This is a genomic window from Ensifer sp. CCNWLY38 (assembly GCF_037120565.1).
Classification (GTDB): domain Bacteria; phylum Pseudomonadota; class Alphaproteobacteria; order Rhizobiales; family Rhizobiaceae; genus Ensifer; species Ensifer adhaerens_H.
Window position 1 is genome coordinate 111,501 of sequence record NZ_JBBBBO010000012.1, and the last position, 13,960, is coordinate 125,460.

The window sequence follows — 13,960 nt, forward strand, 5'->3', positions numbered from 1 at the left end:
GAGCCGGGCCTTTTTGGATTGTTTCCAACCGCTAAGCTTATTGCGCCGGTGCCGGCTGGCCTTCGACAGGCTTGGATTCCGTCGCCGGAGCGGCCTGGCCTTCAGCCGGCTTGGTTTCGGTTGCCGGAGCCTCGGCCGGCTTTGCGCCTTCGGCGCCAGCAGCCGGTGCCGCTTCAGCGGCCGCAGCGGCATCCGGAAGCGCTGCGGGCGAATCGGCCTGCTCGCGCAGCCAGGCGATCAGGTTGGCGCGCTCGTCCGGCTTCTTGACGCCGGCAAAGCCCATGGCTGTGCCCGGAACGTGCTTCTTCGGCGCTTCGATGAAGAAGCTCAGATGGTCGTAATCCCAGACGACCTTGCCGCCTTCGGAGAAGGTTTTCATGCCGGCCGAATAGCTGAAGCCTTCATGCGAGGCGATCGGACGGTTGACGAGGCCCCAGAGGTTCGGACCAACTTTGTTTGCGCCGCCCTTGTCGGCGGTGTGACAGCTTGCGCACTTCTTGAACACGGCTTCACCGGCAGAAGCATCGGCCTTGAGCAGCAGCGGCTTGATATCGACTTCGACTTCTGCGGCGCCGCCGGCGCCGGCTTCAGACGTGCCCTCTTCGGCAACGATCGCGAAGCCTTCCTTCTCGGGAGCCTCGGAGTGGAAAATACCTTCCGATGCAATGGACACGGACATCAGAACGAAGACCGTCCCCAGAAAGGCACCCACGCCCATGTTCACATATGAATTCATCTGCAAACGCTCCCTTTGCCACCGGCGCAAACAAATACCCGGCCTATCTTGAAATCGCGCGGAACCTATGTCTTTTGGCTCTGCGTTGCAACAGTGATTATCGGCCCCTAACTGAGACTTATTGACACTTTCAGCGGGGTTTTTGAAGGCCAGATCATGAATCGCGAAAATTCAGGTAAAGCCATCGTGCTCATTCCGGCGCGCATGGCCTCGACACGCCTGCCCGGAAAGCCACTCGCCGACATTTGCGGCCTGCCGATGATCGTCCAGGTCGCCACCCGCGGCCGCGAAGCGGATGTCGGCCGCGTCATCGTCGCCGTCGACGACCAGCAGGTCTTCGACGTGGTCAGCGACGCGGGATTCGAAGCGATCATGACCCGCGTCGATCACCAGTCCGGTTCTGATCGGATCTATGAAGCGCTGCGGAAAGCCGACCCGAATGGCGAAGCGGAGATCGTCATCAACGTCCAGGGCGATCTGCCGACGGTTGAGCCGGCATCGATCCGCGCGGCGCTGAACCCGCTTGAAAACGCTGGAACCGATATCGCGACGCTGACGGTGGCGATCACCGAAGAGAGCGAAAAGAGCAACCCGAACATCGTCAAGGTCGTCGGCTCGCCGCTGAGCGACACGCGGCTGCGCGCACTTTACTTTACCCGCGCGACCGCGCCCTACGGCCAGGGCCCGCTCTATCATCACATCGGCCTCTATGCCTATCGTCGCCAGGCGCTGGAGCGCTTCGTATCGCTAAAGCCCTCCGTGCTCGAGCGTCGCGAATCGCTCGAGCAACTGCGCGCGCTCGAAGCCGGCATGCGCATCGATGTCGAGATCGTCGATTCGGTTCCGCTCGGCGTCGATACGCCGGTGGAGCTGGAAAAAGCCCGCCGTATCCTTTCCGCCCGCCATCCCGAATAAGCCTGAGAAGGAAGCTACCGTGACCGTCAAGACCAACAGGATTTCCTTCCAGGGCGACTACGGCGCCAATTCCGACATGGCCTGCCGCGATATGTTTCCGTCAATGGAGCCGCTGCCCTGCCAGACCTTCGAGGATGCCTTCGTCGCCGTCGAGAACGGTGACGCCGATCTCGCGATGATCCCGATCGAGAACACGATCGCCGGCCGCGTCGCCGATATCCATCACCTCCTGCCGGAATCGCGGCTGCACATCGTCGGCGAATACTTCATGCCGATCCGCTTCCAACTGATGGTGCTGCCCGGCGTCACGCGGGACGAAATCCGCACTGTTCACAGCCACATCCATGCGCTCGGCCAGTGCCGCAAGATCGTGCGTTCCAATGGCTGGAAGCCGGTCGTCGCCGGCGACACGGCCGGCGCGGCAAAGCTCGTCTCCGAAAAGGGCGACCGCTCGATGGCAGCGCTTGCACCGCGCCTTGCCGCCGATCTCTACGGCCTCGAGATCGTCGCCGAAAACGTCGAGGACACCGAAAGCAACGTCACCCGCTTCGTCGTGCTGTCCCGTGAAGAACAGCGCATAGGGCGTGCCGCGGACGACGAGTTGATCATCACCACCTTCGTCTTCAATGTCCGCAACATTCCCGCCGCCCTCTACAAGGCGATGGGCGGTTTCGCGACCAACGGCATCAACATGACCAAGCTCGAGAGCTATCAGCTCGGCGGCAAGTTCGTGGCGACGCAGTTCTACGCCGATATCGAAGGCCATCCCGACGATATCGGTGTGCGCCACGCCATGGACGAGCTGCGTTTCTTCTCCGAGAAGGTCCGCATCCTCGGCACCTACAAGGCGCACCCGATGCGCGGCGTGCTCTGACGCTTGGCTCAGACCTGCTCGAAAGTTCCTCGAAAGGGAAAGTCGGGCGAGGCGAGCCGCCACACCTCACCGGAGGCGAGGTGTCGGTACCACTTTTCGTCCGGTAAACTCCCCTGGTGAGACGCGCTCGCCGGGATCTCGATGGCGATTCCCGCTTTGCCTTGATCTGCAATCCAGCGTTCGAAGCGTGCGAATTCCGATGGCAACTGAAATCCGGCATTTGTCTCCCAGTCGCTCCGCGTCATCCTTGTTTCTCGCATCTGGCTAATATCTTTGATTATGGCATGGGCGCTCTCACTGGATGCGCCCATGCCTGGATTCTCTAGGCGGATCACCAGTTTAACGATCGTGTCGCGGCGTAAGAAAGTGGCGAAAATTCGTTAACCGGCTACGCGTCTGGCGCATGCCTAGTTTGCAATCGCGGCGGTACACAAATTTTAGGCAAATGCCTACTTAACGCCCGTTCAAGTAAGGAGTTTAAAGATGAAGATCCGTCAGAAGATCATGGAATATGCGAAGACCCGCCGTGCAATCCGCGAGCTGAACGCTCTCGACGATCATGCACTGAGCGACATCGGTCTGTCCCGCTCGCAGATCCAGGCAGCCGTTTACGGCCGCTAATCGCACCATTCGCGCATCCCGCCGCTTCATGCTTTAAGCTGGCGGGATACGCGCCGCTGTCCTCTCGATCACGAATCGAAGAGGCAGACGCGCAGCCGGTGACCATCCGGATCGAGCGCGACGAAGGTCGGACCGAAATCCATCTCGGTCAATTCCTGCGCAATCTGCAGCCCTTCCGCTTTCCATTTCTCGTAATGTGCGCGCACTGCGCTCTCGTCTTCCACCATGAATGCCAGTTCCGACCGATGGCCTGATGCCGTCGGCTCCGGCGCGACCGTGTGTTCGGCCCAAAGCCCGAGGGTGAAGCCGCCGGGCAGCTCGAAGGACGAGAAGGTTTGGTAGGTGACGCTTGGTTCCTGTTCGAGCACATTGCGGTAGAACCCGACGCTCGCCAGCGGGTCCTTGACATAAAGGACTATGAGATTTGCCTTGGCCATGCTGTTTCCTCCTTGTTGCGGGGAATTGCAGGCTAGGCGTGGTGGCTGCCAACTTCTGTCAGCATCGAGAGTTGTCAGGAGCCGACCGTCTGGCGCTTGGACGCTGTCATGTCCTGGCTGGCGCGCCAGTCCTTCATCAGCACCTGGCGGCGACGCGGATAACGCACTTCGGTCACCGTCATCCGGCGCATGCGGTCGGCGCGGAAGTGCCGGAAGTCCAGTCGCAGTTCACACCAGGCCATGACCATGCGGACGTTCTCGAAAAAGCCGAGCGCAAAGGGCCAGATGGTGCGCTGCGTTGCACTGCCATCATTGTCTACGTAGTCGAGTTCCACCTTGCGCTCGTTGCGGATCGCCCGCCTGAGTGCGGCGATGTCGATGCCGTTGGTGGCCGGCGGGCTCGGTCCGACAAGCAGGGTCGAGCTGTCCAGCTCCTCGCGAAGCTCTGCCGGAAGCACCGCGGCGATCTTGGCAAGGGCGTTCGCTGCAGCGCCTGCGAGATCGTCGTCGGTGCGCTTGGAAACCCAGCGCGATCCGAGCACCAGTGCCTCGATTTCCTCCGCGGAAAACATCATCGGCGGCAGCATGAAGCCGGGTTTCAGCACATAACCGAGCCCCGGCTCGCCCTCGATATGGGCGCCCTGGGCCTGCAGGCTGGCGATATCGCGATAGAGCGTTCGGAGGCTGACGCCGGTCTCTTCCGCCAGCCGCTGGCCGCTCACCGGCTGGCGGTAGCGCCGAAGCACCTGCAGAAGATCGAGCAACCGTTCGGAGCGAGACAAATCCGATCCTCCTTGTCGAAGGCTGGGCCTTATGCCCGCTCGCCCCAGGCGAGCCAGTCACGCATGAGCTGATGTGCGATCGCGCCCTTCGGCGGCGGAATATGCTCGTCGCCGGTATCGGCAACGCCGGTCGAGCGTTCGAGCATCGCGATCGTTTCCTCGCGCGTGAACCATCGCACGTCCTCCAGCTCCTGCTCGTCGCGCTTGATGACGGTCGACTTCGCCTCGGCATAGCAGCCGATCATCAGCGTGTGCGGCATCGGCCAGGGCTGCGAGGCATGGTAGCGCACCCGGCCGATGTGGATGCCGGACTCCTCGTGCGTTTCGCGGCGCACGGCATTTTCGATCGTCTCGCCCGGCTCGACGAAACCGGCAAGGCAGGAATACATGCCCGGCGCGAAATGCGGGCTGCGGCCAAGCAGGCAGAGGTCGCGCTCAAGGTCGATCGTCATCATGATGACGACCGGATCTGTTCGCGGAAAGACCATGTGGCCGCAGGCGGTGCAGACCCGGCGATAGCCGCCGGCCGTGCCTTCCATCGGCCCGGCGCAGCGGCCGCAGAAGCGGTTGTTGGCGTTCCAGGTAATGAGGCTCGACGCCTGCGCGAACTGGCCGAGCAGTTCCTCCGGTAGCATCTGTTGCCGGTAGAGCGTGCGGCCATCGGCGATCTTGAAGGGCTCAGTGATCGTCTCTTCGGTCAAGCCCGTCGGTACGGCAAGCCGTGGCTCGCCGTTCGGCAGGTAGCCGAGCAGGATGGTCTCGTCGAGCACCGGTTCGAGCCCTTCGAGTTCGTAGGGGGCAAACAGCGGGTCGATGATCTTCTCGTCGTGCTTGACGATCAGCTTCGGTCCCGAGAAGGCCAGGAAATGGGCCCCCGGGTGCTTGAGCGCCAGCTCGACGCAATCGTCGCTGCGGTGCTCCGACTGGCGGTCCAGATGGTTTTCGGAAAAGGCGACGAGAGTGCTTGGCTCCGGATGCGGGCTACGAAGGTCAAAGATCGATTTCGTCATGTTCAGAGGTTTTCCAGAATGCGCGCTGCGAAGTCCCGATGTTCTTTCTCGTCCCACGGCTCCGGCTTGCCGAAGCCCCAGACCGGCCCCGGCCAGTTCGGGTCGCCGTCGTTGCGGGCGATGATATGCACATGTAGCTGCCGAACGATATTGCCCAATGCGCCGACATTGATCTTTTGAGCGCCGGTGACCTTCTTCAGGGCCGTTGCCGCCATGGTCGTCTCGAAGGTCAGCATCGTCTGGTCGAGCGGGGTCAGGTCGAAGATTTCCGAAATGCCTTCACGCTGCGGAATGAGCACGAGCCAGGGCCAGCGGCGGTCGTTCATCAGCCGCATCTGACACAGGCCGATCGAGGCGATCGGAATGCCGTCGCGCTCGAGTCGCTCGTCGAGAGTAAAGGTCGCCAAGTCATTCTCCTCAGGCAAAGACAACGGATTCGCCTTGTTTTGCATATCGATATCAGTTTTTTGATGGCTTGGCTTGCATTTGCTTTCGATATTGCCGATATGGAAGCCGGGAGGTTGGTGGTGGACGAGCCACTCGCCAACCGGGTCAGGTCCGGAAGGAAGCAGCCCTAACGAGCCCCGGCACGGGTCATCGTGCCAGCCTCCCACCTTTTCCGTCCTGTCGGGACAAGAGTTCGAACAGCGGCAGGGTCGATGAGCGACGACACGTCCATTTCATCCGTTGAGAAACCAGCCGCCTACCGTGTTCTGGCGCGCAAGTACCGCCCCAAGGATTTCTCCGACCTGATGGTCGGCCAGGAGCCGATGGTGCGCACGCTCACCAACGCTTTTGAAACTGGGCGCATCGCGCAGGCCTATATGCTGACCGGGGTGCGCGGGGTCGGCAAGACCACCACCGCCCGCATCCTCGCCCGTGCTCTGAACTACAAGACATCAGACATCGACAGGCCGACGATCGACCTGCGCGTACCGGGCGAACACTGCCAGGCGATCATGGACGGCCGCCATGTCGACGTCATCGAAATGGACGCCGCCTCGCATACAGGTATCGATGACATCCGCGAGATCATCGAGCAGGTGCGCTACCGTCCGGTATCGGCGCGCTACAAGGTCTACATCATCGACGAAGTGCACATGCTCTCGACCCAGGCTTTCAACGGCCTGTTGAAGACGCTCGAAGAGCCGCCGGAGCATGTGAAGTTCATCTTCGCCACCACCGAAATCCGCAAGGTTCCGATCACGGTTCTGTCGCGCTGCCAGCGCTTCGATCTGCGTCGCATCAGCGCGTCTGATCTCGTCGGCCTGTTTTCGACGATCCTCGGCAAGGAAGGCGTTTCCTTCGATCCGGAAGCGCTCGCCATGGTCGCCCGCGCCGCCGAAGGCTCGGCGCGTGACGGCCTGTCGCTGCTCGACCAGGCGATTGCACACGGCGGCGGTGCGGTCGAGGTCGAGACCGTGCGCTCCATGTTGGGCCTTGCCGACCGCGCCCGCATCGTTGATCTCTTCGACCATGTCGTCAAAGGCGATGTTGCCGCCGCACTCCAGGAATTTACCGCGCAATACGAGGCCGGCGCCAATCCGACGGTCGTGCTGACCGACCTTGCCGACTTTACCCATCTCGTCACCCGCATGAAATACGTGCCGGAGGCGGTCAACGATCAGTCGCTAAGCGAGATCGAGCGCACCCGCGGTGCCGTCTTTGCCGAAAGCGTTGCGGTCACCGCACTCTCGCGTATCTGGCAGATGCTGCTCAGGGGCATTCCGGAGGCCGAAAGTTCGTCGCGCCCGGCGGGTGCGGCCGAAATGGTCCTGATCCGGCTGGCGCATGCGGCACATCTGCCGGCGCCGGAAGAGGCTGCGCGACGCGTGCTTGAGCTTTCCGGCGGTGAAGGCGGCGGCGCCCGTTCGGGGCCGGTTGGTGGCAATGGCGGCGGGGCGCAGGCTTCCGCCTCGGGCTCGATTTCAGCGCAGGCCACCCAGGCGATGCCGGTTCAGCGCCAGACGAGCAATGGCGCGACCATGTTGCGCGCCGTGCCGGATGCAGCACCCCAGCCGGTCACTGTCGGCCGTATCGAGGAGCGACCCGCCGTAGCCCCGGCCGCCAAGCCGCAGCCGTCTGTGCCGGTCAATTCGATCGCCGACATCGCCGAACTTTGCGCCAAGAACCGCGACATCAAGCTGAAGACGCTGGTGCGCGGTTTCCTGCGCCTCGTGCATATCGAGCCCGGCCGCCTCGACGTCAACGTGTCTGACGACGCACCGAAGACGCTGCTTGGCGAGGTGGCGGTCAAGCTCAAGGAATGGACCGGCATCCATTGGATCGTCAGCTACAGCCGCGAGCGCGGTGAGCCGACGCTGATCGAAGCCGAACAGCGGGCGCAGGAGCAGCGCGTCAACGATGCGCGCCAAGACCCCGATGTCGCGGCCATTCTTGCCCGCTTTCCGGGCGCCAAGATCACCGACGTGCGCATTCGCGCCGTCGAGGAAGAGGCCGAGAGCGTTGCTCCGGCTACAGCCGAATCCGCCGACGGCGATATCGTCCCTGGCGACGACATCGAATAGTCCCGTCTGCGAGCAGAAACAGAAGAACAGGAGACGACGATGCGCGACATCATGGGGATGATGGGCAAGGTCAAGGAAATGCAGGCGAAGATGGAGAAGATGCAGGCGGAGATCGCCGCACTCGAAGTCGACGGCACTTCCGGCGGTGGTCTGGTGACCGTCCGCCTCGACGGCAAGGGCACCCTCAAGAGCCTGAAGATCGATCCTTCGCTCTTCAAGGAAGATGACGTCGAGATCCTCGAAGATCTGATCGTCGCCGCCCACAAGGACGCCAAGGACAAGGCCGAAGCCGTCCAGGCGGAAAAGACCGCCGAACTGACCGCCGGCCTGCCGATCCCGCCCGGCATGAAGCTGCCGTTCTGACCGGTTTGAAAGAGTTGGAGCGGGATGCGGGCGGAAAACCGCGCGCATTTTTCCTCATTCCGCTCTATTGATTGGGCGCGGGTGGCGTGTCCGGCCGCGGCGGGTTCGCCCCGCGCGGATTGGTATCCATGCTGGCGGTGATCCTGAGATCCACCTTCTGGCTGGAAGCTGGAGGAATGGGGCGCCGATCGAGTTCGGCGCCTATGGCTGCGAGCTTCAGGGTAAGCTCGTTCAGCGCCAGGCGGTCAGCCTTTGTAACGCCGACCAGGCCGGTCGGATCGTATTCCGTGAGGATCGCCGGATAATCGATCCTGCGCTCTGTCGGCGGTTCCATGTAACGATTGGACAGCTTGCGCAGCGACTCGGAAAGTGTCGGCAGCATCGTCATCGCTCGGCGCCATCGATGTTCGTTGAAGTCGAAATTCTTGAGCACGACATCGCCGGCCTTGCCGCCGAGCATGCTGAGGAAATTCAAGGTTTCCCCATCCATGTCGAGATTGAGCCCGCCTTCCTTGGCGTCATCGAGCCTCACCTCGACGATGCGCTCGCTGTAGCCGTGCAACTGGCTCTGCAGCGTGTCCTGCCAATTGCGGGCAGTGTCGAGGATCGCAGCAACGAAGGCGAAAAGCCCCTCGACCGGATAGACCGGCGTGGCTTTGCCTTCGGCCGTACGGCGCGGAAGGTGCACGCGGCTGCCACCTGATCCGTCCTCATCCTCGCCATGGCGCCTCGGATCGTAACTCGTCAGCGAAATACCGAAGGTCGGGCGACCGGGCAGCAGTCCGTCGAACAAATGGATCGGGAAATTGCTGGTGATGCCGCCATCGGAAAACAGGCAGCGGATATGGGTCGACGGATCGCGCCGGGCTGCCGCGCGCAGGGAATAATCGTAGCGATAGAGTGGAACGCCGCGGATCAATCCGGGGAAGCTGAGACTCATGCGGGCGATGATCGCCACCGGCAGCTTCTTTGCCGGCGGTAGCTGGTAGAAATCCCGCACGCCATCCGGCCCCACGATGTCGCGTGGTTTGCTCTCCTTCAGGAGGTAGCTCATGATGGACGGCGGAAACAGCCTCTCGAATTCCGACTTGCGGTAATTGTGCACCCGGTCGCCGAAGGGCAGCTCATAGGGACGCCGCGAGGCGAGGTCAGTGGTGACGCTTTTCAGCGTGATGTCATAGGTCTCAAGGTCGCCGATGGTCAGCGGGCGGGATTCTCCGTCGGGACGAACCGGGCCGGCAATGGCTTCGATCCGCTCGGCAATCCAGTTGGTGAATGCAGGTTTCTTCGCGCCCGGTTGGGTCAGGCCGCTGCATAGGCCGAAGTCGTGGGCCGGCAGCACCACCGCGACCGCGCGATAGAGCTGATAAGTCAACATCGCAATCGCGCCGATCAGGACGACGAGCGCCCCCAGGATGCCAAGCGCCCAGTCGGTCGAGGCGATGCCGGCGACGATCAGCGTGAGGCCGGGGAGGGCGGCAAGGAGCAACGCCAAGTGAAAAACCCTGAGGGCCTCCAGGGCTGCCGCCACCACCTTGCTTCCCTGCGTTCGCACCATCGCCATCCCGATGCGAAAGAGCGGCGCTGTTTCCGCCGATGGCTGGAAGAAGGTCGGGAGATTGGCGGCCAGCTCCTTCGGCATCGCATCGATCAGCGCGAAGCCAGCGTTTTTCTCGTCCGCCGTTGCGGCACTTTGGCGTCGGTATTCGGCAGCCGCCGTCATGACGGCGGCAATCGCACCGGCCGATGTGCCGCCGATATGCATGAAGCGGTAGCGGGTCGCGAGTTCGGTGATGGCGCGCGGGAAGACGACACCCGAGGTGATGCCGCCTTTCATGATCAGATCGCATTCATCGCTGGGGGCTGTATAGCGGAATGGCGTATCGGTCATCGGAGCCTCCATCTGCTGCAATCAACAATAGATTGCGCCTTTGTCGAATGCACGCCGATTTCTCCTGCGCCCTTTGCGATGGCCCACTGCAGTGTGCGAAGTCGATTCCGTTCGGGCTCGATATGGGCTAAAAGCGCCGCATGGCAAAACGAGTCACCGGCCCCGAAATCGAAAAACTCATCCAGCTCCTGGCAAAAGTCCCGGGGCTCGGGCCGCGTTCGGCGCGGCGCGCCGCCCTCCATCTCGTCAAGAAGAAGGACCAGTTGCTGGGGCCGCTCGCGGACGCGATGGGCGAGGCGCACCGCAAGGTTCGGATCTGCTCCTGCTGTGGCAATGTCGATACGATCGATCCCTGCACCGTCTGCTCCGACGAGCGTCGCGACCAGTCGGTCATCATCGTCGTCGAGGACGTTTCCGACCTCTGGGCGCTGGAGCGCGCCGGCGCGATGAACGCCGCCTACCACGTACTTGGCGGCACGCTCTCCCCACTCGATGGCGTCGGCCCTGAAGACCTCAACATCAAAGGACTTGTCCAGCGCGTCGCCAATGGCGGCGTCCGCGAACTGATCATCGCCGTCAATGCGACGGTCGAGGGCCAGACCACGGCGCACTACATCACCGACCAGCTCGAGGGCATGGAGGTGAAGATCACCCGGCTTGCCCATGGCGTACCTGTTGGCGGTGAACTCGACTATCTCGACGAGGGCACGCTGGCGGCCGCCCTTCGCGCCCGCACGTCGATCTGAGCGACGCTTTCGAACCCCGCGATCCAACCGATAGGGAAGCCAGATGCTGAGACTTCTTTTATTTTCGACACTGTTGCTCTGTGGCTGGCTGGGGTTCGCGCATGCCGCCACCAAGGCGGATGTCGAGGCTGAGTTTCGCACCTGGCTCCAGAACGATCTCTGGCCGGAAGCGAAGAAGGCGGGCATTTCCGCAGGCTCGTTCAAGGCGGCCTTCGCCGACGTGAAGCTCAACTGGGATCTTCCGGATCTGGCGCCTCCCGGATTCCCGAAGCCGAAAGAGCAGAAGCAGAGCCAGGCGGAGTTCTCCTCGCCCGGCAGCTACTTCTCGGAGAAGCGCCTGCAAGGTCTGGCGGCAACCGGCCGCAGCCTTGCCTCCACCCATGCGTCGACCCTGAAGAAAATCGAGCGCACCTATGGCGTGCCGGCCTCGGTGGTCGTGGCGATCTGGGGGCGTGAATCCGGCTTCGGCCGTGCCAAGATCCCCTATCCGGTCGTTGATGTGCTGGCGACGAAGGCCTTCATGTCGACGCGGCCCGACCTTTTCAGGCGCGAGCTGATCGCGGCGCTGCACATTCTCGACAGCGGCGACGTCAATGAGGCGGCAATGCGCGGCTCCTGGGCCGGCGCCATGGGCCAGCCGCAGTTCATGCCGTCGAGCTTCCTGCAATATGCCGTCGACTTCGACGGCGACGGCCGCCGCGACATCTGGAATTCGGTGCCGGACAGCCTGGCGTCGATCGCCAACTATCTCGTCAAGAAGGGCTGGAAGCGCAACCGGGACTGGGGCTTCGAGGTTTCGATCCCCGACGCCGTCTCCTGCGCACAGGAAGGCCCGGACCTCGCTCAACCTCTGTCCATTTGGGCGGACAAGGGCATCACGCGGATTTCCGGCAAGGCCTTCCCGTCGCACGAACTGTCGGCATCCTCGATGATGCTGGTGCCGGCCGGCCGGCACGGTCCGGAGTTCATCGTCACGCCGAATTTCTATGTGCTCAAGGAGTACAACAACTCCGACCTCTATGCGCTCTTCATCGGCAATCTCGCCGACCGCATCGCCACCGGCGGCGGCGCGTTCCGCGGCAACTGGGGCGACGTCGGCAACATGCTGCGCTCGGACGTTCTCGCCATGCAGAAGGCGCTCGTCGCCAAGGGCTATGACGTCGGCAAGGTCGACGGCCTTCCCGGCTACAAGACGCGCCGCTCGCTAGGCGACTGGCAGGCAAAGAGCGGGCTTGCCGCCACCTGCTTCCCCGATGCCTCGCTGAAGGCGAAGCTGCGCTAAGGCAAGTTCCAACCAGAGGCGTCGACGCTCTCTCAAGCTGAACCGAAAGAGGCCCTGCGTGACAGGGCCTCTTTCGTTGCATTGGTCAATGTCAGCATGGGGGCTGGCAACGGCATTTAGTGCATGTCGACATTCACCTGGCGTTTGTAGCGCTCGTAATGCGTCGGCACGATCGTCTGGCGTTCGATCATCCGGTGCACGCGCGGTGGTGCTGCACCGCTGTGCAGCGCCGTCAGCTTGTCGCCGACGGCAGCGTCGGCCTGGGTGCGGCGCTGGTTGTGGCGCACATATTCGACCCAGGTCGGCACGTGATAGGTCTCGGTCCAGGTCGTCGGGTTTTCGAGGTCGCGCATCAGTGCCCAGTGTCCGGCACCGTCACGGATGCGGATGCGCCGGCGTTCCGCCATGGTCGTCAGGAACTCGGGGATATCGTCGTCGGCGATCTCGTAGTCGATCATGATGACGATCGGGCCGCTGCGCGGCTTCAGGTCCAATTCGAGCGGCGGTTCGTTGAAGCGGTTGAGCGGATCGAGATTGAGCGAAGTGAACTCCGGCAGCGGCAGCCGGAAGCCGACCACGACGCCAGCGAACATCAGCAGACAGGAGCCCATCAGCGCATTGGCGGCGCCATATTGTTCGGCCGCCGTGCCCCAGAGCCAGCTGCCGCCGGCGATGCCGCCGAAGGTCATCGTCTGGTAGAGCGACAGCGCCCGGCCAACGACCCAGCGCGGCGTCGAGAGCTGCACGGTCGTGTTGAACAGCGACAGCGCCAGCACCCAGCAGGCGCCGGAGACGAGCAGCACGAGACAGCTGAGCCAGGCATAGGTGCTCCAGGCCGTGATCGCGGCGCTCGCGGCAAAGCCGGTGAATGCGATGCGCACGATTGCCTCGCTCGACAGCTTCTCCCTCAGTCGCGCGCTGAGCAGCGCCCCGCCGATCGCGCCGAGGCCGAAGGCGCCGAGCATCAGGCCGTAGGTGAGCGGCCCGCCTTGAACGAGATCGCGAGCGACGAGCGGCAGCAGCGCGAGGATCGCGCTTGCCGAAAGACCGAAGAGGAAACCGCGCAGCAGCACCTTGCCGATGTTCGGCGACATGGCGACATAGCGCAGGCCCGCGGATATGGCGCGGCCGAGCGTCTCGCGCGGCAAGGTGTTCGTCGGCACCTCCCGCCGCCAGCGCACCAGCGCAAAGAGGATCGCGAAGTAGCTGAGCGTGTTGGCGAAGAAGGCGGCGGCAGCACCGGCTGCGGCAACGATCGCGCCGCCGATCGCCGGGCCGACGCTGCGGGTGATGTTGAAGCCCATGCTGTTCAAGGCGACTGCCGCCGGCAGGTCGTCGCGCGGGACCATGTCGCCGACCGAGGCCTGCCAGGATGGGTTGTTGAGCGCCGTGCCGCAGCCGATGAGGAAGGTGAAGAGCAGGAGCAGCCAGGGCGTGATCAGTCCGACATAGGCGCAGATGGTCAGAAGCGCCGAGACGGAAAGCATGAAACACTGCGCCACCAGCATGATCCGCCGCCGATCGAAATTATCGGCAAGTGCGCCCGAGACGAGCGAGAAGAGCATGATCGGCAGCGAGGTCGATGCCTGTACCAGTGCCACCATGTTCGCTGAAGGTGAGATCGAGGTCATCAGCCAGGCGGCGCCGACCGATTGGATGAGGCCGCCGAAGTTGGATGCGAGACTCGCGATCCAGATCGTGCGGAAGATGTCGTGCTTGAAGGGTGCAAGCGGCGAATTACGGTGGGGCACCTCGTCTTCTCTCTTGTCCTTGAT

15 protein-coding genes and 1 other RNA gene are annotated in these 13,960 nt (G+C 63.0%); 8 read left to right on the forward strand and 8 right to left on the reverse strand.

Annotated elements, in window-relative coordinates; genetic code table 11:
- Nucleotides 1-37 precede the first annotated feature (37 nt).
- Nucleotides 38-736: a c-type cytochrome gene (locus V7S54_RS24200; protein ID WP_065372048.1), complete on the reverse strand. Its 699-nt coding sequence runs from the start codon at nt 734-736 to the stop codon at nt 38-40.
- 156 nt (nt 737-892) lie between these two features.
- Between V7S54_RS24200 and V7S54_RS24205 the strand changes: the two genes are divergently transcribed.
- Together V7S54_RS24205 and V7S54_RS24210 are read left to right on the forward strand one after the other, a co-directional pair.
- Nucleotides 893-1,651, forward strand: a complete 759-nt coding sequence (locus V7S54_RS24205) for a 3-deoxy-manno-octulosonate cytidylyltransferase (RefSeq protein WP_065372049.1) — start codon at nt 893-895, stop codon at nt 1,649-1,651.
- Nucleotides 1,652-1,670: 19 nt separating this feature from the next.
- Nucleotides 1,671-2,525: a prephenate dehydratase gene (locus tag V7S54_RS24210; RefSeq protein ID WP_065372050.1), complete on the forward strand. Its 855-nt coding sequence runs from the start codon at nt 1,671-1,673 to the stop codon at nt 2,523-2,525.
- Nucleotides 2,526-2,533: 8 nt separating this feature from the next.
- On the opposite strand, the gene V7S54_RS24215 is transcribed toward V7S54_RS24210, so the two are convergent.
- Nucleotides 2,534-2,836 (reverse strand): hypothetical protein, encoded by a 303-nt coding sequence (locus V7S54_RS24215; protein ID WP_065372051.1) that lies wholly within the window; start codon nt 2,834-2,836, stop codon nt 2,534-2,536.
- A gap of 172 nt (nt 2,837-3,008) precedes the next feature.
- Between V7S54_RS24215 and V7S54_RS24220 the strand changes: the two genes are divergently transcribed.
- The gene (locus V7S54_RS24220) at nt 3,009-3,146 is read left to right on the forward strand and encodes a DUF1127 domain-containing protein (RefSeq protein WP_064817013.1); all 138 of its coding nucleotides are present in this window, start codon (nt 3,009-3,011) and stop codon (nt 3,144-3,146) included.
- A gap of 68 nt (nt 3,147-3,214) precedes the next feature.
- Here the strand turns inward: V7S54_RS24220 and V7S54_RS24225 are convergent, their stop codons facing one another.
- The 4 genes from V7S54_RS24225 to V7S54_RS24240 all read right to left on the reverse strand — a co-directional run bounded on the left by V7S54_RS24225 (nt 3,215) and on the right by V7S54_RS24240 (nt 5,827).
- Nucleotides 3,215-3,583: a VOC family protein gene (locus tag V7S54_RS24225; RefSeq protein ID WP_065372052.1), complete on the reverse strand. Its 369-nt coding sequence runs from the start codon at nt 3,581-3,583 to the stop codon at nt 3,215-3,217.
- Nucleotides 3,584-3,657: 74 nt separating this feature from the next.
- A complete protein-coding gene (locus V7S54_RS24230) occupies nt 3,658-4,365 on the reverse strand; it encodes a helix-turn-helix transcriptional regulator (protein ID WP_065372053.1) in 708 nt (235 codons plus the stop codon).
- Nucleotides 4,366-4,394: 29 nt separating this feature from the next.
- Entirely contained in the window at nt 4,395-5,375 is a 981-nt protein-coding gene (gene nudC, locus V7S54_RS24235) for an NAD(+) diphosphatase (RefSeq protein ID WP_065372054.1), read from the reverse strand.
- A 2-nt stretch (nt 5,376-5,377) separates the two neighbouring features.
- Entirely contained in the window at nt 5,378-5,827 is a 450-nt protein-coding gene (locus V7S54_RS24240) for an HIT family protein (RefSeq protein WP_065372055.1), read from the reverse strand.
- Nucleotides 5,828-5,891: 64 nt separating this feature from the next.
- Between V7S54_RS24240 and ffs the strand changes: the two genes are divergently transcribed.
- The 3 genes from ffs (at nt 5,892) to V7S54_RS24255 (ending at nt 8,266) form a co-directional block, all read left to right on the forward strand.
- An RNA gene (gene ffs / locus V7S54_RS24245) (signal recognition particle sRNA small type) lies at nt 5,892-5,989 on the forward strand.
- A gap of 45 nt (nt 5,990-6,034) precedes the next feature.
- Nucleotides 6,035-7,903: a DNA polymerase III subunit gamma/tau gene (locus V7S54_RS24250; protein ID WP_065372056.1), complete on the forward strand. Its 1,869-nt coding sequence runs from the start codon at nt 6,035-6,037 to the stop codon at nt 7,901-7,903.
- Nucleotides 7,904-7,942: 39 nt separating this feature from the next.
- Complete coding sequence (locus tag V7S54_RS24255; protein ID WP_057247810.1) at nt 7,943-8,266, forward strand: YbaB/EbfC family nucleoid-associated protein; 324 nt, start codon at nt 7,943-7,945, stop codon at nt 8,264-8,266.
- Between the two features lie 64 nt (nt 8,267-8,330).
- Here V7S54_RS24255 and V7S54_RS24260 read toward each other — a convergent pair whose 3' ends face one another.
- On the reverse strand, nt 8,331-10,157 hold the full coding sequence (locus tag V7S54_RS24260; RefSeq protein ID WP_065372057.1) for a patatin-like phospholipase family protein: 1,827 nt from the start codon (nt 10,155-10,157) through the stop codon (nt 8,331-8,333).
- Between the two features lie 140 nt (nt 10,158-10,297).
- On the opposite strand from V7S54_RS24260, the gene recR reads away from it, so the two are divergent.
- Both recR and V7S54_RS24270 read left to right on the forward strand, forming a co-directional pair.
- Complete coding sequence (gene recR / locus V7S54_RS24265; protein ID WP_057247812.1) at nt 10,298-10,903, forward strand: recombination mediator RecR; 606 nt, start codon at nt 10,298-10,300, stop codon at nt 10,901-10,903.
- Nucleotides 10,904-10,946: 43 nt separating this feature from the next.
- The gene (locus tag V7S54_RS24270) at nt 10,947-12,185 is read left to right on the forward strand and encodes a lytic murein transglycosylase (RefSeq protein WP_065372058.1); all 1,239 of its coding nucleotides are present in this window, start codon (nt 10,947-10,949) and stop codon (nt 12,183-12,185) included.
- A gap of 116 nt (nt 12,186-12,301) precedes the next feature.
- On the opposite strand, the gene V7S54_RS24275 is transcribed toward V7S54_RS24270, so the two are convergent.
- A complete protein-coding gene (locus V7S54_RS24275) occupies nt 12,302-13,936 on the reverse strand; it encodes an MFS transporter (RefSeq protein WP_065372059.1) in 1,635 nt (544 codons plus the stop codon).
- Nucleotides 13,937-13,960 lie beyond the last annotated feature (24 nt).

Bases quoted from the DNA above. Each gene is read 5' to 3' on its own strand.
- V7S54_RS24220 (WP_064817013.1), top strand. From the start codon at position 3,009: ATGAAGATCCGTCAGAAGATCATGGAATATGCGAAGACCCGCCGTGCA.
- V7S54_RS24260 (WP_065372057.1), bottom strand. From the start codon at position 10,157: ATGACCGATACGCCATTCCGCTATACAGCCCCCAGCGATGAATGCGAT.
- V7S54_RS24215 (WP_065372051.1), bottom strand. From the start codon at position 2,836: ATGGGCGCATCCAGTGAGAGCGCCCATGCCATAATCAAAGATATTAGC.
- V7S54_RS24225 (WP_065372052.1), bottom strand. From the start codon at position 3,583: ATGGCCAAGGCAAATCTCATAGTCCTTTATGTCAAGGACCCGCTGGCG.
- V7S54_RS24270 (WP_065372058.1), top strand. From the start codon at position 10,947: ATGCTGAGACTTCTTTTATTTTCGACACTGTTGCTCTGTGGCTGGCTG.
- V7S54_RS24250 (WP_065372056.1), top strand. From the start codon at position 6,035: ATGAGCGACGACACGTCCATTTCATCCGTTGAGAAACCAGCCGCCTAC.
- V7S54_RS24255 (WP_057247810.1), top strand. From the start codon at position 7,943: ATGCGCGACATCATGGGGATGATGGGCAAGGTCAAGGAAATGCAGGCG.
- nudC (WP_065372054.1), bottom strand. From the start codon at position 5,375: ATGACGAAATCGATCTTTGACCTTCGTAGCCCGCATCCGGAGCCAAGC.
- V7S54_RS24200 (WP_065372048.1), bottom strand. From the start codon at position 736: ATGAATTCATATGTGAACATGGGCGTGGGTGCCTTTCTGGGGACGGTC.
- recR (WP_057247812.1), top strand. From the start codon at position 10,298: ATGGCAAAACGAGTCACCGGCCCCGAAATCGAAAAACTCATCCAGCTC.
- V7S54_RS24205 (WP_065372049.1), top strand. From the start codon at position 893: ATGAATCGCGAAAATTCAGGTAAAGCCATCGTGCTCATTCCGGCGCGC.
- V7S54_RS24240 (WP_065372055.1), bottom strand. From the start codon at position 5,827: ATGCAAAACAAGGCGAATCCGTTGTCTTTGCCTGAGGAGAATGACTTG.